The sequence below is a fragment of the Enterobacter chengduensis genome (genome assembly GCF_001984825.2).
GTDB lineage: Bacteria > Pseudomonadota > Gammaproteobacteria > Enterobacterales > Enterobacteriaceae > Enterobacter > Enterobacter chengduensis.
The window spans coordinates 2,676,165-2,696,877 of record NZ_CP043318.1; the positions used below are offsets into that span (position 1 = coordinate 2,676,165).

Here is a 20,713-nt window from a genome sequence, read left to right on the forward strand (position 1 = left end):
TAGATGAGGAGATCCTATGAGCCACTTTCGCCCTGTTGAATTACGTCATGCCAGCCGCCTGCTGAACCACGGTCCTACCGTACTGATTACCAGTCGGGACGAATCTCTCGACAGACGCAACGTGATGGCCGCCGCATGGTCAATGCCCGTTGAGTTTGAGCCGCCGCGCATCGCAATCGTCGTGGATAAAAGCACCTGGTCGCGCGAGCTAATTGAGCGTAGCGGGAAGTTTGGCATCGTCATCCCCGGCGTGGCGGCGGCCAGCTGGACTTACGCGGTCGGCAGCGTCAGCGGCCGCGACGAGGACAAATTCAACTGCTACGGCATTCCGGTCGTAAACGGCCCTGAACTCGGCCTGCCGGTTATCGAAGAGAAATGTCTGGCGTGGATGGAGTGCCGGTTATTACCCGTCACCTCTGCGGCGGAAAAATACGATACGCTGTTTGGCGAAGTGGTTTCAGCGGCGGCAGATGAACGCGCGTTCGTCGCCGGACGCTGGCAGTTTGACGGGGATAAGCTGAATACGCTGCATCATCTTGGGGCCGGGACGTTTGTGGCGAGCGGGAAGATGGTGAAGGCGCCGGATTGATAAGATCAATCATATATCATTGAAATATTATGATTTTATATAACATTTAATGCTAACCCGCAGTCAGAAAAAAAGAGGAAACTCGCTATGTTGTAGCACTAATGACGTAAATATAAAGCTTACAAAGGGCCTTACATCATGACAGCATCTGATTATTTAAGGATAAAATTTCAGAGTGACCACCATTTAGCCCTCACTATGGAGAACGCAATTGGCGGCATTTTGCAGTCGGCAAAAGGAGTTGCATCCGACATATATTCTGGTATTGAGCGAGTCAGTTGGTATTCTTCATGCTTTATTCCCAGGTACAATGATATCTGTCAGGAGTTACAAGCTGAAGAAATCAGAACGCTTTACTCAATAGAGTCGATATTCAAACACGCCGATGTTATTGCTCACGTATTTTATCTGTACTTGAAAACCGTATGTGATGACGTAAAGGATGGCAACCCAGAAGGTTCAGCCCGTAAACTCACAAAAAGAATTGCAGAATTCAGCTCTCACATAAACGTAGCGGGAGCTACACGCTATGCGTTTGCTACTGCTGCCTCGATCACGCTTTCTCACTCTAGTCTTATGTCCAAACTTGTTGTTGAACGCCTGTCTGCGAAATTGCCACAAGGTATCTTCGTCCTTCAATTTTATGGCATTCAACAAAAATGCGCACTCGCTGCCCGCCATTTGAAAGCGATTAACCCCGATTATTACTGGATTCTGTACCAGGCGAAACTGGAGATGCTTTATTATTTTTGCGAACCCATTCTTTCAAAATTATTTGAAAGAATGAAATTAAACTCCTTTTCAAACCTGGATGATTTAGCCGATTTTATAGAAAGGGATTTAAATGTTTAAGAACCTAATCAGACTGTTATTAGAAAGCGTAGTCTTTCCTGCGCTTGTCATTGGTTTTGGCTTGCTATGGCTTCATCTATTTCCGGAGCATTGCTTGTTATTGACATTGCTTACAATCTTCATTCTGGTTTGGTTATTTCCTCGATTAACTTCACGCATAACGAAACTGAAATAAAAGGATATACTATGTCTAATCCAGCTTATATGTGGTTAACGGATGAAAATGGTTCACCCATGACGGGTTCATCGCTGGTCTCCGGCCATATTGGGGCTATTGAGCTAAAGTCACTCACTCATAATGTCAATATTCCAGCCGATAGCAATACAGGTCGCCTGACAGGTACACGAATTCACGCACCGATTATGTTTCAGAAAGAGTTCGATCGGGTAACGCCTCTTTTATACAAAGCTTTAACTACCGGGGTCACGCTCAAATCAGCAATAATAAAAATGTACATAATTAACGAAGCAGGAGTAGAAAGCGAGTATTTTAACATTCTACTTGAGAATGTTAAAATCACGTCGATAACACCTGATTTATACCCTGGCGTAGGCTCCGGCACCCACCTGGAAACAGTTCTTCTTCGATATGAAAGTATTACCTGGAAGCACTGTGAAGGTAATATCGTTTACAAAGATAGCTGGAACCATAGAGTGGTAGCATAAGCTATTGACACTGCCTCAATGACAGCGTCCTATTTCGTCCGCCTGGTATTTGATCAACCTCATTACGAACTGTTCAGGCATGACTAATGAAAATACTCTGCTTCGTTCTTTTCGCTCTGTCTCCTTATGCGGTCGCTCATAGTAGCTCTGCACCAAGCCAGGCGGCGCTTAAATTTAATCAATGGTATATCGCACAGTTAAATCAGAATAAACCGCCAGTATTAAATCCCGACATCATGAAAGATTACGTTGTCTCAGGGACAATTTCTGCAATTAAGGAAATGTACTCAGGCGACAGTAACGAAAAAGATATGCCCGATGCGGATATGTTCATCAAATCTCAGGATTGGGACGAAGACTGGAATCAGATCGCGGTCTTAAATTCTGACTTTGATGCGGTTTGCACAAATGTGTATATCGCGTTTGGCAAAAAACAAGAGCACGTTGTGGCAGATTGTCTCGTTCAGGAAAAAGGGAAATGGAAAATTCGATCCGCAACGCTAATTAAGTAAAAGGATGATATGCCGAAAAGACGCATGGTAGCCCAGAGGCTACCATGCGCACTTCATCAACTCTTCGCGCGCCGCGAAATAATCTCATCCGCAACATTCCGCGGGGCTTCCGCAAAATGGTGGAACTCCATCGTATACGTCGCGCGTCCCTGGGACATCGAGCGCAGCGTTGTGGCGTAGCCAAACATCTCGGCCAGCGGCACGTCAGCGCGGATAATCTGGCTGCCGTACTGCTCTTCCATGCCCTGCACCATGCCGCGACGAGAAGAGAGATCGCCCATGATGTTCCCTGCGTACTCTTCCGGTGTTTCCACCTCCACGTGCATGATCGGCTCAAGGATCGCCGGATCCGCTCTGCGGGCGCCCTCTTTAAAGCCGAGAATGGCCGCCATGCGGAACGCCATCTCCGAGGAGTCGACGTCGTGGTAAGAACCAAACGTCAGCGTCGCCTTGACGTCGACCACCGGATAACCCGCCAGCACCCCGCTGTTCATCGCCTCCCGCAGCCCTTTCTCAACGGACGGGATATACTCGCGCGGCACCACGCCGCCCTTGGTGGCATCTTCAAATGTAAAGCCACTTCCGGGCTCCTGCGGCTCAAGGCTCAGCACCACATGGCCGTACTGGCCTTTGCCGCCGGACTGACGGACAAATTTGCCTTCGATATCCTTCACCGCCTTACGCAGGGTTTCTCGGTAGGTCACCTGCGGACGACCGATATTTGCCTCCACGCCAAACTCACGCTTCATGCGGTCGACGATAATCTCCAGATGCAGCTCACCCATCCCGGAAATAATGGTCTGACCGGACTCTTCGTCAGTATGCAGGCGGAACGACGGATCTTCCGCCGCCAGGCGCTGTAGCGCGATGCCCATTTTCTCCTGATCGCCTTTGGTTTTCGGCTCGATTGCCAGCGAGATCACCGGGTCCGGGAACTCCATTCGTTCAAGCGTAATCACCGCGTTCGGATCGGTGAGCGTGTCACCGGTGGTCACGTCTTTCAGCCCCACGCAGGCCGCGATATCGCCCGCACGCAGTTCATCCACCTCGTGACGATCGTTGGCATGCATCAGCACGATACGCCCGATACGCTCTTTTTTGCCTTTCACCGGGTTATACACCGCGTCGCCTTTGCGCAGCACGCCGGAGTAGACGCGGATAAAGGTCAGCTGCCCGACGTACGGGTCGCTCATCAGCTTGAACGCCAGGGCGGAGAACGGCTCATCGTCGCTCGGATGACGCTCCGCGTGCTGCCCTTTTTCATCCACACCGTCAATGGCCGGCACGTCCAGCGGCGACGGCATCAGCTCAATCACCGCATCCAGCATCCGCTGCACGCCCTTGTTTTTGAACGCGCTGCCGCACAGCATCGGCTGGATTTCGCCCGAGATGGTGCGGATACGCAGGCCTTTAATAATGTCCGCTTCCGTCAGGTCGCCCGTTTCGAGGTACTTATCCATCAGCTCGTCGCTGGCTTCCGCCGCGGCAGAGACCATTTTTTCCCGCCATTCCCGGGCGGTACTGACGAGATCATCCGGCACGGGCGCATAGGTAAACACCATGCCCTGAGTCGCATCGTCCCACAAAATGGTGCGCATCTTGATGAGATCCACCACGCCGGTGAAGTGCTCCTCTGCACCAACCGGGATAACAATCGGCACCGGATTGGCCTTCAGGCGCTCCTGCATCATCCGCACCACGCGGAAGAAATCGGCCCCCGGACGGTCCATTTTGTTGACGAAGGCCAGCCGCGGAACGTGGTATTTATTGGCCTGACGCCAGACGGTCTCCGACTGCGGCTGCACGCCGCCCACGGAGTCATATACCATCACGGCACCGTCGAGAACGCGCATGGAACGTTCAACCTCAATGGTGAAGTCAACGTGCCCCGGGGTGTCGATGATGTTGATCCGATGCGGTTCGAACCCTCTGTCCATACCTGGCCAGAAGCAGCTCACCGCCGCGGAGGTAATCGTGATCCCGCGCTCTTGCTCCTGCGCCATCCAGTCAGTGGTTGCCGCGCCATCGTGTACTTCACCCAGCTTGTGGCTCATCCCGGTATAAAACAGGATGCGCTCGGTGGTGGTGGTTTTACCGGCATCGATATGCGCGGAGATACCGATGTTGCGATAACGTTCGAGAGGGATGGGTCGGGGCATGATATTTCCTTAAGTCATATGACTTGTCTGTGACGACCAGGATGGTCGTGCATTCGTTCGTTTGCTATAATAGTCCTATTGTACGAGTATTATCGAACTATTTTTTAACGGTTGACCTATTGTTGATATAGCTCAATCTGACGCCAAACGCAGGAAAACGATGATCCCAAACCACCCTGAAACTGAACAAATACTGCTGGAAAATGTGCTGTTTGCCCTCGGCAACCCGCTCCGGCTGTCGATCGTTCGACGGCTGGCCGATGGCAGCGAACTCAGCTGCAACGCGCTGCGCCCGGAAGATGTGGTGAAGTCCACGATGACCCATCACTGGCGCGTACTGCGCGACAGCGGCGTGATCTGGCAGCGTCCACAGGGACGAGAAAACATGATTTCATTGCGAAGAGAGGATCTGGATGCCCGCTTTCCGGGGCTGATGGCAATCCTGCTTCAGGTTAAGTAATGTCCATTCCTTCCAGACGATAGACAGGGATTTGCCGGGTTGTTTTGGTCAGCGTATCGAACACCTCGGTGTTGGAGGTCACAATCCGCATCCCTGTTTTACGTAGCCTTTGCACATCCGCCGCGATGCGCTGAATGCCAAACCAGAAAAGCCCGTCGAGTGCCGTCACGGACAGCCCGCTTTCCAGAGCCAGCTTGAGGCGTTCCTTTGGCGCTTTTACCTGCTGGGCAATTTGCCTGTAAGGGAGTTCATTACATCCCGTTGCGTCACTGCGCTGGATACGCGTTTTCAGCTGGTAGGTAAACTCGTCAGGTATTCCGGCCAGATCCTGTTTAAGGCTATAGACGCAGCCAAAGCGCTTGCCGTTAAACAGAACGTTTTTCTGGCCGAGCGGCAGCTCTTTCCTGACAACGTCAATCAGCTGCGGCGCACGGGTGAGGAGCAGCCTGAAGGGCAGCTCGAAGCTGGTGACATAATCCACATTAAGCAACGCGAGACGCAGCCGCTCCTCTGCGCCGGATTGTTGCTCACGACACTCCTCCATCACCTCTGCCCACTGGCGCGTCAGGCGCGCCGGTTCGGCGGCTTCGGTAAGGAGGTATTTTTCAATCTGATAATCAACTCTCGCGGTCATCGTGTGGTATCCCGTCGCTGTGGATGCGGCAATTCTATACAGCGCGGTGAGTTTTATAAAGCACTGAACCACAGCGACATCCTGAAAATGTCGTTGCGATTCAGTATCCTTACGTTTCGGATCGGTGCGCCATCAGCCAGCCCACCAGCGGCGCGGCGAAACTGAGGTTTAGTGCTGTATGCCTGAGCGGTCAGAAAAATCGCTGGCGGAAAGAATGTCATCCCGTGTTGCCGTCTGTTTCGGACGGGCATATCGGTCAGGTACGCCTTCAGGACGCGTTTTGAAGCGCCGGTGCAGCCACATATACTGTTCTGGCGCCATCCGTATCGCTTGCTCAATCGCCCTGTTCATCTGCGTCGCAACGGTTTCTTTATCTCCTCCCTGCAGCGCCTCGCTGATATCCTCCAGAATAATCAGCTCGTAACCGGTGCCGTCCGCCCTGCGGCGCGGCACAAAGGGGATCACGGCAGGCTTAGCGCTTTTGACCAGCATATAGCTTCCCGCGGTCGTGGCCGCATTTGGCACCGCAAAAAACGGCACAAAGACGCTATTGGTTTTGCCGTAGTCATGGTCCGGGGCGTACCACAGAATCTCATTCTGCTTCAGCGCGCGGATCATGCCCTTTAAATCATGACGATCGAGCATGGTTTTATTGGAGCGCAGGCGCCCGCGCGTCTGCAGCCAGTCCAACAGCGCGTTATTGTTAGGGCGATACACCCCAATGCCGGGGTTCAGCATGCCAAAGATCCGCGCGCCCAGCTCAAGGGTGAGAAAGTGCATACCCACGAGCACCACGCCATTGCCTTTCGCCCGCGCCTTTTCCATGTGCTCATAACCCGTCACGGTAAAGCATTTCCGCACCCGCCATGCAGGCCAGAACCATGCCATTCCGGTTTCGATCACCCCCATTCCTACCGATTCAAAATTACGCTGCAGCAACGCCTCACGCTCGTTGGCATCCATCTCGGGAAAGCATAGCTCGAGGTTGCGGCGGGCAATCGCGACGCGGCGGGGAAGCAGGCGCATCGCCAGCCGTCCAAGCCCGTGGCCGATTCGGAACAGCAGCGGATATGGCAGGAGCATAATCAGCCACAGCGCGGCAATGCCGACCCAGCTGAGCCAGTAACGCGGGTGAAGAAAGGCGGGTGAAAAACGGGGTAATTTTGTCATCAGAAAATTATCCTTTAACGTATCTGTCCTTAACTGATTCTGTTGAACATCTTTCCTAAAGAGGTAGGAAATATAGCCATAAACGTAAAGTGTAGCGGATAAAATAAAATATTTTTTTATCGATTTTTGCGAAAAGCGGGAAAACAAGAAGGGAAAAACCGGGGAGAGGCGATCGCCCCGGCATACGCGCTTACATTGAATAGCCTGGTTTTTTAATTAACTCTTCCAGCTTCGGTCCTATTTCGGTGTCCCAGACCTGGGCTTTCCACTCCTCAGGATCCACCTGATTCAGCGCAACGGATATTGAGCTGTCTTTACTGTTGAGATGACGAATAATGACCCCGGCAATATCCGCCGCCAGGGCCGTTTTTTGTTCATCGTTCAAATCACGGGGAAAACATTTAATATCGACGTGTGGCATGTGCAGGCTTCCGTTTGTGAATAAGAGTTCCACGTTATCAGATAATAGCGTTGGCCTTTAACACCTTGTGCAGTTCCGGCAGCTGACAGACGGTGTCCGCAACAGCCGTAAACCTCGGCGTATTTGTCGCAAACCAGTCATGGCGCGGCCCCCAGGTGCGCGCCACCGCAATATACACATCCAGCAGCGTCAGCCGTTCTCCCAGCGCAAACGGGGCTGCCCTGAGCTGACTGTCGAACCATAGATAGAGCGATTTTCGGTATTCGATGCAGTTTTTCTGCAGCTGGTCCGGCGCATCCGGCACCCAGCGTTCGGGATAGTCCGCATAGGTAAACGTGGGATAGACGTTGGCTACAAACCAGATCAGCAAACGCTGAAACTGCTGGCGTTCAGCCTGCCCCACCGGCGGGGCGAGATCGGGACATCTGTCGAGCACCATCAGGGCAATGGCCGCCGTTTCGGTCATGATGGCGCCATTTTCCAGCTCCAGCGTGGGGACCTGACGCAGCGGGTTAAGCTTTTGCAGCAGCTCACGCTGCGGACCGGGCTGGTCAAACCCGTCCACGTTGATGAATTGATAAGGGATATCGGCCAGGACTAGCATCACTTCACCGATCGCCGAGCCCCAGCCGGGTACGCCATAGAGTTTAATCATGTTGCCCCCTCAGGAGTGAAAATCCTAAGTTTAGAGCACCCTCAGTAGGTTATTCCAGGCGGGTTGACCACCGACTGTTCCACCCCTTCCTCCTGTTCACCCCAGCGCGCCAGCACCTTCTGGTACTCTCCCCGCGCAATCGCACCGTTCAGCGCGGCCTGCAGCGCGTAGACCAGCTCATTGCCTTTTTTGGTGGTGGTTGCGACCCAGGCTTTTTTCGGCCCTAATCCGACCACGCGGGTCGTGCCGGTGAGCGCCGCCTTGTAGGCTGAAACCGACTGAGGGCCAAAGAACACGTCAGCCCTGCCGGACTGGATATAGAGATTGCCCGAGGCATCGTCGTGAAGATAGACGGGCAGCGCTGGCGCCCGCCCCGCCTTTTTATTCTCTTCGTTCCAGCCCAGCAGGATGCGCTCCTGATTGGTCCCCGAGCCGACGATCACCTTTTTCCCGGCCAGATCTTCCGCGCTTTTGATTGACTGGATCTCGCTGGTGGATTTCACCGAAAACGCCAGCGAATCGACGCGGTAGGCCGCAAAATCAAATTTCTCTTTCCGCTGTTCGGTCACCGCAATGTTCACCAGCGCTACGTCGTAGCGCCCGGAAGCGATCCCCAGCGGCCAGTCTTCCCACGCCGTCGGCACCAGCTTGAGCTTCAGCCCCAGGCTGCCCGCCAGCAGGCGGGCGATATCCGGGTCGCTGCCAATCCGCGTGCGGTTATCGCTGGCCAGCAGCGCCAGCGGCGGGGAGTTGAGCATCGAGATGGCGACCGTCAGCGTTCCCGGCTCAACAAATTTGTAACCGGCGGGGATCTTCGCCACGGCCTGGCGATCCACCGTCACCGGCAGCGGCTGCTCGTTGGCTTTCAGATCGATGCTGGCGTGGCCCGCGGTCGTAAAAAGCAGCCCCGCCAGAAGTCCGTATTTCATTTGCGCTCCTTACAGCACTTTTGACAGGAACTGGCGCGTTCGCGCATGAGACGGACGGTTCAGCACCGCGTCGCTGCTGCCCTGCTCCACGATTTTCCCGTCGACCATAAACACCACCTGATCCGCCACCTCCCGGGCAAAGCCGATCTCGTGAGTGACCACCACCAGCGTGGTGCCCGACCGGGCCAGTTTTTTGATGACGTCCAGCACTTCCCCCACCAGCTCCGGATCCAGCGCCGAGGTGGGTTCATCAAACAGCATCACCCGTGGGCGCAGCGCCAGCGCGCGGGCAATGGCAATGCGCTGCTGCTGCCCACCGGAGAGATGGCGAGACCAGGCATCGGCTTTATCCCGCAGCCCGACCACGTCCAGCAGGCTGTACGCCCTTTCGACCGCCTCTTTTTTGCTGAGCTTTTTATGCGCGACGGGCGCCTCAATCAGGTTTTCCAGCACCGTGAGGTGCGGAAAGAGATTGAAGTTCTGAAACACATAGCCCACGTTGACGCGCTGCTTGAGGATCTCTTTCTCCTTCAGCTCGTAGAGCCTGTCGCCCTGACGACGGTAGCCAATGTAGTCTCCGTCGATCTGAATAAAGCCTTCGTCCACGCGCTCCAGATGGTTGATGGTGCGCAGAAGCGTCGATTTGCCCGACCCGGACGGGCCGAGGATCACCGTCACGGATCCCGGCGGGATCTCAAGCGAAACGTTGTCGAGCGCCTTGTGTCGGCCAAAGTACTTGCTGACGCCGGTTATTGAGATGTGTCCTTCAGGAGAGGCTTGCATGGATAGGCTCCTGTGCTGGCGTGGTCGCGACAGAGCGGGTGCGACGGGCGACGCGGTTCTGATTAACGGCAGAGCGGCGTTCGCTGCGGGCAAGCGCGCGTTCAACGCCATATTGAATAGCGGATAAGACGGTGGTGATGACCAGGTACCAGGCAGCCCCCACCATCAGCAGCGGGATCACCTCCTGCGTGCGGTTGTAAATCATCTGGATGGTATAGAACAGCTCCGGCATCGCCAGGACGTACACCATCGCCGTGCCCTTGGCGAGGCTGATGATTTCGTTGAAACCGGAAGGCAGAATGGTGCGCAGCGCCTGCGGTAAAATGATGCGCACCGTGCGGCGCCAGGCCGGCAGGCCGAGCGCGGCGGCGGCCTCATACTGCCCGTGATCGACCCCGAGGAATCCACCGCGAACGATCTCGGCGGTATAGGCGCTCTGCACCAGGGTTAGCCCCACCACGGCGGTAGAGAACTGCCCGAGCACGTTGATGGTTTCAAAGCGGCCCCAGGTGATGCCGGTGAACGGCACGCCGAGCGAGAGGGTGTCGTAGAGATAGGAAAAGTTGTACAGGATAATCAGCACCACGATCAGCGGCAGCGACCGAAACAGCCAGATGTACGCCCACGCCAGGCTGCTCAGCAGCCAGGATGACGAGAGTCTCGCCAGGGCCAGCATGCCGCCAAACACCACGCTCAGCGCGGTGCCGATCAGCGTCAGCAGCAGGGTCTGCCCAACGCCTTCGAGGATCACCGGGTCAAAGAACCAGCGGGCGAACACCGCCCACTCCCAGCGCGGGTTAAAGGCCACGGACTGAATCACGACAGCCAGGACAAACAGCGCCACCGCGGCGCCGACGGCCCGCAGCGGATAACGCGCCGGGACCACCTTAACGGTTTCAACGTTGCTCATCGTCGTTCCTCATGCGGTTTTACTGAACGCTTCGCGTACCAGCGTTTTAGTGAAGCGCAGCCGACCGTCAAACGGCGGCTGGCTGTACTCTTCCGGATCCCGATTGAGATCGAACTGCGGCTGATAGCCCTGGCTAAGATAAAGCCTGACCGCCTCCGGCTGGCGAAAACCGGTTGTCAGGTAGATGTGGCTATACCCTGCCAGCACCGCCCTGCGCTCCAGCTCCTGCACCACGCGTCCGGCAAGCCCCTGCTGAAGCAGGGATTTGTCCGTCCAGATTCGTTTGATTTCCGCGGTGCGTTCGTCGAAAGGCTTGTACGCGCCGGTGGCGATAATCTTTCCGTCCCGCTCTAGGACGATAAACAGCCCCTGCGGCGCTAAATACCACTCGGTGAGTTCAACCTCCGCGTCTTTAGAGAAGTAGTCCCCGTAGCGGGCGGCATATTCCCCGAACAGCCCCTCGATGATGGGCTGAAGCTCGGCGTCTTCCGGGGAAACGTCACGAAATCGTTCGCTCATTACGCCTCCTTAATCGCCCAGGCCCGCCGGGTTCACCTCTGACTGAGGAATGCGCTCCACCCCTTCACCCCAGCGGTTCAGCACTTTGTCGTAATCGCCGTTTTTGATGACGCCGTTCAGCGCGGTTTGCACCGGCTCAACCAGGCCGCTGCCTTTTTTCAGCGTCACCGCGATGTGCGCCGCCTTCGGCCAGCCGCCGTCGACGCTGCCCACCAGCCTGGTTTTCCCGTTCAGCGCCGCTTTCCAGGCGCCAATTACGTTCGGGCCAAAGTAGGCATCCGCGCGCCCGGACTGCAGCGCCAGCGTTTGGGCCGCATCGTCTTTGGTGTAGATCGGGGTAAAGGGCTTCAGCCCCTTCTTCAGGTTCTCGGCGTTCCAGGCCAGCAGGATGGCCTCCTGGTTAGTGCCGGAGCCGACGATAATCCGCAGCCCGGCGATGTCCTCAGCCTTCTCAAGCGACTTGATCGGGCTGCTTGATTTCACGTAGAACCCGAGGGAATCTTTACGGTAAGTGGCAAAGTCAAACTTCTCTTTACGCTCTTTGGTGACGGTGATGTTGCTGATGGCGGCATCATATTTCCCGGACGCCACGCCCAGCGGCCAGTCTTCCCAGGAGGTCGGCACCACGTTCAGCTCCAGCCCCAGGCTGTCCGCCACCAGACGGGCGACGTCAACCTCGCTTCCCAGCAGCGTTTTGTTGTCATCGGAGAAGACCGTCAGCGGCGGCTGATTGAGTCCCGCCACCGCCACGGTAAATTTCCCCGGCACGGCAAAGCGATAGTCTTTCGGCAGCTGCGCCACCGCCTCGCCGTTTTTCGCGGTATTAACCGGCGTTTTATTGGCCTCGATGCTCACGCCGGTGCCGTTAATATTCACATTCTCTGCCCAGACGGCAGGGGTAAAGGCCAGCGCGAGCGCCAGAATAAGCGATGTTTTCTGCATAGCGGTGTTCTCTTTTATTGTTGTGTGAACTGGTTTTTAGGTTGGTCTAAGCCCAGACTTTCGCGCAGCGTGGTGCCCGGATAGTCGGTACGGAACAGTCCGCGGGCCTGTAAAACGGGCACCACCTGGTCAATAAAGCGCGGGAAGGTGTCCGGCGTGCCGCCCTGAATGATGAAGCCGTCTGCGGCATAGCCCTCAAACCACGCCTGCAGGCCGTCCGCAACCTTTTCCGGCGTGCCGGAAAAGCGCGGGCGCGGCGAAGCGGCCTCAAGCGCCACCTGGCGCAGGGTTAAGCCGCGCTCGCGGGCGTTACGCTTAATTTCATCGGTGGTGCTGCGGAAGCTGTTTTTGCCTAAGTCGCCGATATCAGGGAACGGCTCGTCGAGCGGATACTGGCTGAAATCGTGATGTTCGAAATAACGCCCGAGGTAGTTAAGTGCATCGTTAATCGACACCAGCGCCGCCGTGGTTTGATACTGGTTTTCCACGTCGTCGGCGTCTTTCCCCACAATCACGCTGACGCCCTGGAAAATATGGAGATGCGACGCGCGGCGGCCGTTTGTTTCCAGCAGCTGTTTTACGTCGCGGTAAAAGGCTTTTGCCTCGTCGAGGGTATCGTGATGGGTGAAAATGGCGTCGGCATGTTTCGCCGCCAGCTTTTTCCCGTCGTCCGACGCCCCGGCCTGAAAGACAATCGGACGGCCCTGGGGCGTGCGGCCAATATTCAGCGGCCCGGCGACCTGGAAGAAGTCACCGTGGTGATCGAGCGCATGCAGTTTGGCCGGGTCAAAAAACTGGCCGCTCTCCTTGTTGCGGATAAACGCATCGCCTTCCCAGGAATCCCACAGCCCTTTCACCACGTCGAGATACTCATCGGCAATGCGGTAGCGCAGCGCGTGCTCGGGGTGTTTTTCGCGGGAAAAGTTCTTCGCCGATCCTTCCAGCGGCGAGGTCACCACGTTCCAGCCCGCGCGTCCGTTGCTCAGGTGGTCAAGGCTCGCGAACTGGCGCGCCGTGGTAAAGGGCTCGCTGTAGGAGGTGGATAAGGTTCCCACCAGCCCCAGACGCGAGGTGATGGTGGCCAGCGCGGAGAGCACCGTTAGCGGTTCAAAGCGATTTAAAAAATGCGGGATCGATTTCTCGTTAATATAAAGACCGTCGGCCACAAACAGGAAATCGAGTTTGCCCTCTTCCGCCTTTAGCGCCGTCGCCTTGACGAAATCAAAATTGATGCTGGCGTCGGCGACGGCCTCAGGGTGACGCCAGGCGGACATATTCCCGGATGCACCCTGCAAAATGGTCCCCAGCCGCAGTTGACGATGTGCAGACATATTCACCTCTCCTGAATTAAACGTGTTGCAGGGCTTTTTCCGCCAGCTGTGCAAAATAGCGGGCAGCGGGCTCAATTAAGGCTTCATCCGGATTGAAGGCCGGATGATGTAAACCATACGGGCTGTTGCTGCCGATGCTGACAAACGCCCCCGGGATCTGCTGCAGGTAGACCGCGAAATCTTCCCCGCCCATGTGCAGCTCGGCGTGACGGGTTTCATACCCGGCTTCCCGGGCGACCGAGGTCGCGAAGTCGGCCCAGCGCTCGTCGTTCACCAGCGCGGTAGGCCCGGCATACCAGGTAATGTCAATCTGCGCGCTAAAGGCGCTGGCAAACCCCGCCGCGATTTCGCCCACGCGGGCCTTCACGTTCTGCTGCACCTCCGTGCGGTGGGTGCGCAGCGTGCCTTCCAGCTCGACGCTTTCCGGCAGCACGTTCCAGGTGTTACCGCCCGCAATACGCGTCACGCTCAGCACCACCGAATCCAGCGTATTGACGTTGCGGCTGGCGACGCTTTGCAGCGCCGTCACCAGCTGGCTCGCCAGCACGATGGCGTCGTTGCCTTCATGCGGACGTGCGGCGTGCGCCCCCTTGCCGGTAATGCGGATCACAAAGCGGTCGACGTTGGCATAAAACGGCCCGCCGCGCGTGGCGAACTCACCGACCGGCAGGCCGGGCTCGTTGTGCATGCCGAAAATCGCGCTGACGTCACGCAGGGCGCCGGCCCGCACCATGCTCTTCGCGCCGCCAAAGTTCTCTTCGGCAGGCTGAAACAGGATCCGCACCCGACCATTAAGCGAGGCCTCCCGCTCTTTCAGCTTTAGCGCAGCGCCGAGGATCACGCTGGTGTGGATATCGTGTCCGCAGGCGTGCATCACGCCTGCACGCTGCGAGCTAAACGGCACGCCGCTGCGCTCCTCTATCGGCAGAGCGTCGATATCTGCCCGCAGCGCAATCAGCCTGTCGCCCGTCCCGATTTCAGCCACCAGTCCGGTAGACAGATCGTAAGGCTGTGGTGTAATCCCGGCCTTCGTCAGCCACTGGCGCAGGCGCGCGGTGGTTTCGACTTCCTGCCCGGACAGCTCCGGGTTCTGGTGCAGTTCCCGGCGCCAGGCAATCAGCTGTTCGCCAAAACTCATACCGTAACCTCCCTGTTAAGACGCGCCTCGGCAAGCAGACGCAGCGACGCGACGCGCGTTGCCCCCTCCGCGACCGGCGTGTCGATAATAAATTCGTCAATGCCCCACTGCCGGTGCAGCGCGTTGAGCTGCCCCAGGACCGACTCGGCCGTGCCCGCCAGCAGCGACTGGGCGCGGCGCGCAATGCGCACCGGCTCGCTCCCCGCCTGACGCGCAAACGCGTAGGCCTGCTCTTCGCTGGCGACGGTCACGCGCTGGCCGTTTGCCAGCTCAACGCCCCACGCTTCGACCTTCTGCGCCAGGGCTTCCGCTTCGGCCTGCGTCGGCGCAACAATCGCCTGCACCGCCACAATCGCGTCCCGTTCGCTGCTCTTGCGCCAGGTTGATACCACCTCGCGCAGCAGGTCCGGATCGCCGTTCAGGTGCGCGGCAAACACAAAGTCCCAGTCGAGCCTGGCGGCCAGCAGCGCGCTGTCGGTGCTCGCGCCCAGCAGAAAACGTTGTGCTGGCGACGGCGGCAGCGGCGTGGCGCGGACGGCATCCTCGGTTGACGGATGTTCAGGACGGATCCAGCGATCGAGCTGGGCCAGCTGTTCGGCGAAGCTGCCCTTTTCCTCTTGATTTAGCCCCTGCTGCAGCGCGCGGGTTGAGAGCGGCAGGCCGCCGGGGGCTTTCCCGACGCCGAGATCGACGCGACCGGGCGCCAGCGCGGCCAGCACGTTGAAGTTCTCGGCGACTTTATAGGGGCTGTAGTGCTGGAGCATCACGCCGCCAGACCCAACGCGGATGCGCGTGGTCTGCCCGAGGATCCAGGCAATCAGCAGCTCCGGCGAAGGGCTGGCAAGGTGCGGGGTGTTGTGGTGCTCGGCAATCCAGAAGCGGTGATAGCCCAGATTTTCCGCCTGCTGCGCCAGAGCAAGGGTTCGCGCAAGTGCATCGGCAGCCGTTTCGTTTTCAGCGATGGGGCTTTTATCCAGAATGCTGATTCGCCATGACATGTTGCGTTCTCGTTTGACTTAACATGTCGACATTATTAAAGGCGCATTTCACCACTGAGAAACAATTAATTTACATTTGGTTTGCCGGAAATCAGATATATAAAACCATGCTAAGAATAAGACTTTAAGGAGGCAATCAGCGTTTGTGCCTGCTCCCGGCGGGTGATACGCGCAAAGCGAATATGGCCATATTGCGGGTTTTGCAGATCGGCTGCGTAACGCGAGCGGTTGTTTCGCCAGGTCTTAATCGTCCAGATGATAATAGATTCTCTGCTGAAGAACGCGCGACGGAAACTCTCTCTGTTCCCCGTTCCCGGCCAAAGCTCGTGCTTATGCCAGGCCCGCTTCATTGCCCGCGTGACGGCCTGCCAGAGGGTGCGGGTAAATCCGTAATCCACCCACACCACCACATCTACATCGCGCCATTTGACAGGCCGCGTGCGGTTGTAGTTACCGTCCAGCACCCAGTCTGGCGACGCCTGTAGCGCCTGCGCCAGCTTTGCCTGAAACTCGTCGTCCGGCGTCCCCTGCCAGTCAGGTTGCCAGTAGAGCCTGTCCATCTCGATATAGGGAATGACCAGTTCGGCTGCAATCTGCTTCGCCAGCGTGCTTTTTCCGCTCCCGCTGGTTCCGATGACGTTAATTTTCACCCTATTCCCACTGTGTTAACGAAAACTGACCAAATCATAGCGTTTTCATCCTGTTAACGAAACGCTATTTCGGCTCGGCAATTTTTATCGGGAGACGATCTCCCCCTTTCAATTTGGCTTATGTCATTTATTTGCAGCGCCGTTCATAAACGGCCATGCAAATATTTTCATTTTTATTACACCGCATAATCCTCATGTATTAAAAATAATTAACGCCGGGTATTTCAGGCAATCATCATTTCAGGGAGAATAAGAAACGGACAGTTATAAAAATAATCACATTAATCTTACCGGAGCATTTTCCGGAGTTTATTTTATTTTTGCACATCATCATGGAGTTACTCATGAGGCGTAACACACCTGTTACACAAAACGAATATTTGCTTAACGATGGTTCGACGTTAATGTCGACCACCGATACAAAAAGCCATATTACCTATGCTAATTCCGCTTTTATTGAAGCCAGCGGATATAAGGAAGAACATCTTCTTGGCGAGCCGCATAACCTCATTCGCCATCCCGATATGCCTGCCGCCGCGTTTGCCGACATGTGGTATACCCTTCAGCAGGGCGATACATGGACCGGGCTGGTGAAGAACCGTCGTCATAATGGCGATCACTACTGGGTTCGGGCTAACGTGACGCCGGTCTGGCAGGGTGGATCCCTGACGGGGTATATTTCCGTGCGAAATATACCCGCCCGGGACGAGATCGCGGCCAGTGAAAAACTGTATGAAAAGGTGCGTAATCACCAGTTAAAACATTACCGCTTTTATAAAGGATTACTGGTGCGGCGCGGACTATTTTCGTTTTTGTCGCTCTTTAAATGTCTCAGCACCGCTAAACGAATCCATCTTGGTATTGCTGCGACGGCGCTACTCTCCTGCCTGACGGTGTATTTATTCCCGGATAAACCTGTTCTGACGGGTACTCTCGCGCTGCTGTTTATTGCCCTGGCCTTTTATCTTCATGCGCAGATCGCCCGGCCGGTAAAATCGATTGTGCAACAGATGCAGCGCGTGGTTTCAGGGCGTAAAACGGCCTATTACCATTTTGACAGGATCGACGATATTGGGCTGATGATGCGCCTGGTGAATCAGTCTGGCTTAAACCTGAATTCGCTGGTCGACGATGTCGGGGCGCAAATCAGCGGTATTGGCGCCATCAGCCAGCAGGTCGCGAAAGAAGGTGCGGCGCTGCAAACGCGCTCTGAAGAGACCGCAGATTTTCTGCAGCAAACCGCGTCGGCGGTGGAAGAGATCGCCAGCGCGGTGAAGCAGACGGCAGAAACCGCGAACGAGGCGATCCAGATGGCGGACCGCACCCGCGACAGCGCCCATCGCGGTGAAGCGATGATGAATGAGACCATCGGTATGATGCAGTCCGTGTCGCAGGATAACGGCCAGATCGTCGATATTATCAGCGTTATCGATCGTATTGCCTTCCAGACCAATATCCTGGCGCTGAATGCGGCCGTGGAAGCGGCGCGCGCGGGTGAAGCCGGGCGCGGGTTCGCCGTGGTGGCGGCTGAGGTACGCAACCTGGCGCAGCACTCCGCGACGGCGGCGAAAGAGATCAAAGCGCTGATTGAGAAAAACGTCGCCAGCGTTAACGCTGGCGTGGAGAAAGTAGAGCAGACCGAAACGCAGCTGGCGGTCATGATCGCCAATGTGCTGCAGGTCTCCTCCCTGATTAAGGAGATCGGCCACGCCACGCAGGAGCAAACCCAGGCGCTGACGCTCATCAACGCATCCCTCTCCCGAATTGGTGCAATGACCCACAACAATACGGGGATGGTGGATAACGTCACTCACGCCGCCAATCACCTGACGCAGCGCACGACGCGACTGCAGCAGGCGATTGCCGTTTTTGGCGGTTAACCGTTCGGGTACTGCTCGTCGGTGACCTTTTCCAGCCATGTTACCGGGCTGCCGTTAACGGATTCGGCGATGGCAATATGCGTCATCGCCGTTTGCGCACAGGCGCCGTGCCAGTGTTTTACGCCGGGTGGGATCCAGGCGATATCGCCCTGATTCAATATTTCCGCCGCCTTGCCCCACTCCTGTAACCAGCCGCGACCCTGCGTCACAATCAGCGTTTGTCCCAGGGGATGCGTATGCCACGCCGTGCGCGCGCCGGGCTCGAAGGTGACGGTGGCGCCGCCGACGCTGGCAGGTTCACTCGCCTGGAATGGCGCATCAATACGGACGGTGCCGGTGAACCAGGCTTCCGGCCCCTTTGCTGAAGGTAATGAACCGCTGCGGATAATTTTCATCGTATGCTCCTCTTTTGCTGTTGCGTAAACAGTAGCGCAAAGCACTCCGGAGCATTAGAGTGCATAATCAGATTGAACCCATGACTGAAATTCATTAATAGAATCGCGATGCTTAAAGATAGCGTCAACGACCTGCTCTCATTATCCGAGCCGTCGCCAACACACTACCGCCTTCAGGTTACTGTTAGATGCACTTCAGCATTCCACATCTATACCACCTGGTAATTATTAAGCGAATCTGATGATTAAATCATCAACCGGCCGACCGTTTTGTCTAAAAACTCACCACGATTCAGCGTGTTGTGATCCCCGTCTGCTCTGACCACACGATTTCCTTCGACGTGCATCACTTTCGGCACGGTTATATTTTGCGTCGCTTATGAATTGCAGGTAGGATGCCTCGCCATGTTTCGCCTTATCCATACGCAGAATGACTGGGAAGGCGACATGTGTTTGCGCAGAAGCAATCGTTTGTATTGCGCTCTGCCAGGCAGGACTATCACGATAATGGTTCAGACAGGCAAACAGGTAACTCAATGAAAACAAGCAATAAAAGCGCAGCCGATCATCATGCTGCTAAACGTCGCTGGTTGAACTCCCACGAAGAGGGCTACCACAAGGCGATGGGCAACCGTCAGGTTCAAATGATCGCCATCGGCGGCGCTATCGGAACGGGTCTGTTTTTAGGTGCAGGTGCACGCCTGCAGATGGCGGGCCCGGCTCTCGCCCTGGTCTATCTGGTGTGCGGGATCTTCTCTTTCTTCATTCTTCGTGCGCTGGGCGAACTTGTACTGCATCGCCCTTCCAGCGGCAGCTTCGTCTCTTACGCCCGTGAATTCCTCGGTGAAAAGGCCGCTTACGTGGCGGGCTGGATGTACTTCGTTAACTGGGCGATGACCGGTATCGTCGATATCACCGCCGTGGCGCTGTACATGCACTACTGGGGCGCGTTCGGTGACGTGCCGCAGTGGGTCTTTGCGCTTGGCGCGCTGGCGATTGTCGGCACCATGAACATGATCGGCGTGAAGTGGTTCGCGGAGATGGAGTTCTGGTTTGCGCTGGTAAAAGTGCTGGCCATCGTGATCTTCCTGGTCGTGGGTACCGTCTTCCTCGGCAGCGGCAAGCCGCTGGACGGCAACGCCACCGGCTTCCATCTGATAACCGATAACGGCGGATTCTTCCCGCACGGCCTGCTGCCTGCGCTGGTGCTGGTTCAGGGCGTGGTGTTCGCCTTCGCCTCTATCGAGCTGGTGGGTACCGCCGCGGGTGAATGTAAAGATCCGCAGACCATGGTGCCAAAAGCCATCAACAGCGTGATCTGGCGTATCGGTCTGTTCTACGTCGGTTCCGTGGTGCTGCTGGTTCTGCTTCTGCCGTGGAACGCCTATCAGGCGGGCCAGAGCCCGTTTGTAACCTTCTTCTCTAAGCTGGGCGTGCCTTACGTGGGCAGCATCATGAACATCGTGGTGCTGACGGCGGCGCTTTCCAGCCTCAACTCCGGCCTTTACTCTACCGGTCGTATCCTGCGCTCCATGTCGATGGGCGGCTCTGCGCCGAAGTTCATGTCGAAGATGAGCAAGCAGCACGTACCGTATGCGGGTATTCTGGCGACCCTGGTGGTGTATGTCTTCGGCGTATTCCTGAACTACCTGGTACCGTCTCAGGTGTTCGAGATCGTACTGAACGTGGCTGCACTCGGGATTATCGCCTCCTGGGGCTTTATCGTGGTCTGCCAGATGCGTCTGCGCAAGGCGATTAAGGAAGGCAAAGCCGCTGACGTCAGCTTTAAGCTGCCCGGCGCGCCGGTAACCTCCTGGCTCACCCTGCTCTTCCTGTTCAGCGTGCTGGTGCTGATGGCGTTCGACTACCCGAACGGTACCTACACCATCGCGACCATTCCGCTGCTGGCCGTGCTGCTGATTGCGGGCTGGTTTGGCGTGCGTAAGCGCGTTCACGAAATTCACAGCACCGCGCCGGTTCATCCTGATGATGAAAAACACGACGCCCCGCTGGTTGAAGAAACCTCGCGTTAATCAAAAAGCCGGGCGGCGGCTTCGCCTTGCCCGGCCTACGTTTCAGGTTTTGTAGGCCCGGTAAGCGCAGCGCCACCGGGCAATCCC

Annotated in this window: 20 protein-coding genes and 1 pseudogene; 7 read left to right on the forward strand and 14 right to left on the reverse strand. The window is 56.4% G+C overall.

Going from position 1 to position 20,713, the window contains the following annotated elements; translation table 11 throughout:
* The first annotated feature begins 16 nt into the window (after window positions 1-16).
* From FY206_RS13025 to FY206_RS13040, 4 genes are all read left to right on the forward strand, one after another.
* Window positions 17-589: a flavin reductase family protein gene (locus FY206_RS13025; protein ID WP_032640768.1), complete on the forward strand. Its 573-nt coding sequence runs from the start codon at window positions 17-19 to the stop codon at window positions 587-589.
* 138 nt (window positions 590-727) lie between these two features.
* Window positions 728-1,441: a hypothetical protein gene (locus FY206_RS13030; RefSeq protein ID WP_032640770.1), complete on the forward strand. Its 714-nt coding sequence runs from the start codon at window positions 728-730 to the stop codon at window positions 1,439-1,441.
* 186 nt (window positions 1,442-1,627) lie between these two features.
* Complete coding sequence (locus FY206_RS13035) at window positions 1,628-2,107, forward strand: Hcp family type VI secretion system effector (protein ID WP_032640772.1); 480 nt, start codon at window positions 1,628-1,630, stop codon at window positions 2,105-2,107.
* Between the two features lie 86 nt (window positions 2,108-2,193).
* Window positions 2,194-2,619 carry a DUF3828 domain-containing protein gene (locus FY206_RS13040; protein WP_032640773.1) on the forward strand — a complete coding sequence of 142 codons (426 nt, stop codon included), beginning with the start codon at window positions 2,194-2,196 and terminating at the stop codon, window positions 2,617-2,619.
* Between the two features lie 56 nt (window positions 2,620-2,675).
* Here the strand turns inward: FY206_RS13040 and fusA are convergent, their stop codons facing one another.
* Window positions 2,676-4,778, reverse strand: coding sequence for an elongation factor G (fusA, locus tag FY206_RS13045; RefSeq protein ID WP_077064026.1), 2,103 nt, complete (start codon window positions 4,776-4,778; stop codon window positions 2,676-2,678).
* A gap of 160 nt (window positions 4,779-4,938) precedes the next feature.
* On the opposite strand from fusA, the gene FY206_RS13050 reads away from it, so the two are divergent.
* Window positions 4,939-5,238: an ArsR/SmtB family transcription factor gene (locus tag FY206_RS13050; RefSeq protein ID WP_032640777.1), complete on the forward strand. Its 300-nt coding sequence runs from the start codon at window positions 4,939-4,941 to the stop codon at window positions 5,236-5,238.
* On the opposite strand, the gene FY206_RS13055 is transcribed toward FY206_RS13050, so the two are convergent.
* The 12 genes and pseudogenes from FY206_RS13055 to FY206_RS13115 form a co-directional block, all read right to left on the reverse strand.
* Window positions 5,231-5,872, reverse strand: coding sequence for an ECs1377 family protein (locus FY206_RS13055; protein WP_032640779.1), 642 nt, complete (start codon window positions 5,870-5,872; stop codon window positions 5,231-5,233). The two genes, FY206_RS13050 and FY206_RS13055, sit on opposite strands and share 8 nt — an antisense overlap.
* 168 nt (window positions 5,873-6,040) lie before the next feature.
* On the reverse strand, window positions 6,041-7,042 hold the full coding sequence (locus FY206_RS13060; protein ID WP_032640781.1) for a Kdo(2)-lipid IV(A) acyltransferase: 1,002 nt from the start codon (window positions 7,040-7,042) through the stop codon (window positions 6,041-6,043).
* A 190-nt stretch (window positions 7,043-7,232) separates the two neighbouring features.
* Window positions 7,233-7,463, reverse strand: coding sequence for a tautomerase PptA (gene pptA, locus FY206_RS13065; protein ID WP_032640783.1), 231 nt, complete (start codon window positions 7,461-7,463; stop codon window positions 7,233-7,235).
* Between the two features lie 37 nt (window positions 7,464-7,500).
* Window positions 7,501-8,118, reverse strand: coding sequence for a glutathione S-transferase family protein (locus FY206_RS13070; protein ID WP_032640785.1), 618 nt, complete (start codon window positions 8,116-8,118; stop codon window positions 7,501-7,503).
* Window positions 8,119-8,159: 41 nt separating this feature from the next.
* Complete coding sequence (locus FY206_RS13075; protein WP_032640787.1) at window positions 8,160-9,047, reverse strand: transporter substrate-binding domain-containing protein; 888 nt, start codon at window positions 9,045-9,047, stop codon at window positions 8,160-8,162.
* Between the two features lie 9 nt (window positions 9,048-9,056).
* Window positions 9,057-9,830: an amino acid ABC transporter ATP-binding protein gene (locus FY206_RS13080; protein WP_032640789.1), complete on the reverse strand. Its 774-nt coding sequence runs from the start codon at window positions 9,828-9,830 to the stop codon at window positions 9,057-9,059.
* Window positions 9,814-10,740, reverse strand: coding sequence for an amino acid ABC transporter permease (locus FY206_RS13085; protein ID WP_032640791.1), 927 nt, complete (start codon window positions 10,738-10,740; stop codon window positions 9,814-9,816). The genes FY206_RS13080 and FY206_RS13085 overlap by 17 nt, the downstream gene beginning before the upstream one ends.
* Window positions 10,741-10,749: 9 nt before the next feature.
* Window positions 10,750-11,259, reverse strand: coding sequence for a GNAT family N-acetyltransferase (locus FY206_RS13090; protein WP_032640793.1), 510 nt, complete (start codon window positions 11,257-11,259; stop codon window positions 10,750-10,752).
* Window positions 11,260-11,268: 9 nt separating this feature from the next.
* A pseudogene (locus FY206_RS25560) lies at window positions 11,269-13,532 on the reverse strand (NtaA/DmoA family FMN-dependent monooxygenase).
* A gap of 16 nt (window positions 13,533-13,548) precedes the next feature.
* On the reverse strand, window positions 13,549-14,670 hold the full coding sequence (locus tag FY206_RS13105; protein ID WP_032640799.1) for an amidohydrolase: 1,122 nt from the start codon (window positions 14,668-14,670) through the stop codon (window positions 13,549-13,551).
* A complete protein-coding gene (locus tag FY206_RS13110) occupies window positions 14,667-15,668 on the reverse strand; it encodes an LLM class flavin-dependent oxidoreductase (protein WP_032640801.1) in 1,002 nt (333 codons plus the stop codon). Before FY206_RS13110 ends, FY206_RS13105 begins: the two co-directional genes overlap by 4 nt.
* A 110-nt stretch (window positions 15,669-15,778) precedes the next feature.
* The gene (locus tag FY206_RS13115; RefSeq protein ID WP_032640803.1) at window positions 15,779-16,318 is read right to left on the reverse strand and encodes an AAA family ATPase; all 540 of its coding nucleotides are present in this window, start codon (window positions 16,316-16,318) and stop codon (window positions 15,779-15,781) included.
* 344 nt (window positions 16,319-16,662) lie between these two features.
* Between FY206_RS13115 and FY206_RS13120 the strand changes: the two genes are divergently transcribed.
* Window positions 16,663-18,198, forward strand: a complete 1,536-nt coding sequence (locus tag FY206_RS13120; RefSeq protein ID WP_032640805.1) for a methyl-accepting chemotaxis protein — start codon at window positions 16,663-16,665, stop codon at window positions 18,196-18,198.
* On the opposite strand, the gene FY206_RS13125 is transcribed toward FY206_RS13120, so the two are convergent.
* On the reverse strand, window positions 18,195-18,593 hold the full coding sequence (locus FY206_RS13125; RefSeq protein WP_032640807.1) for a (R)-mandelonitrile lyase: 399 nt from the start codon (window positions 18,591-18,593) through the stop codon (window positions 18,195-18,197). The two genes, FY206_RS13120 and FY206_RS13125, sit on opposite strands and share 4 nt — an antisense overlap.
* 536 nt (window positions 18,594-19,129) lie before the next feature.
* Between FY206_RS13125 and ansP the strand changes: the two genes are divergently transcribed.
* Complete coding sequence (ansP, locus tag FY206_RS13130; RefSeq protein WP_032640809.1) at window positions 19,130-20,626, forward strand: L-asparagine permease; 1,497 nt, start codon at window positions 19,130-19,132, stop codon at window positions 20,624-20,626.
* Window positions 20,627-20,713: the final 87 nt, after the last annotated feature.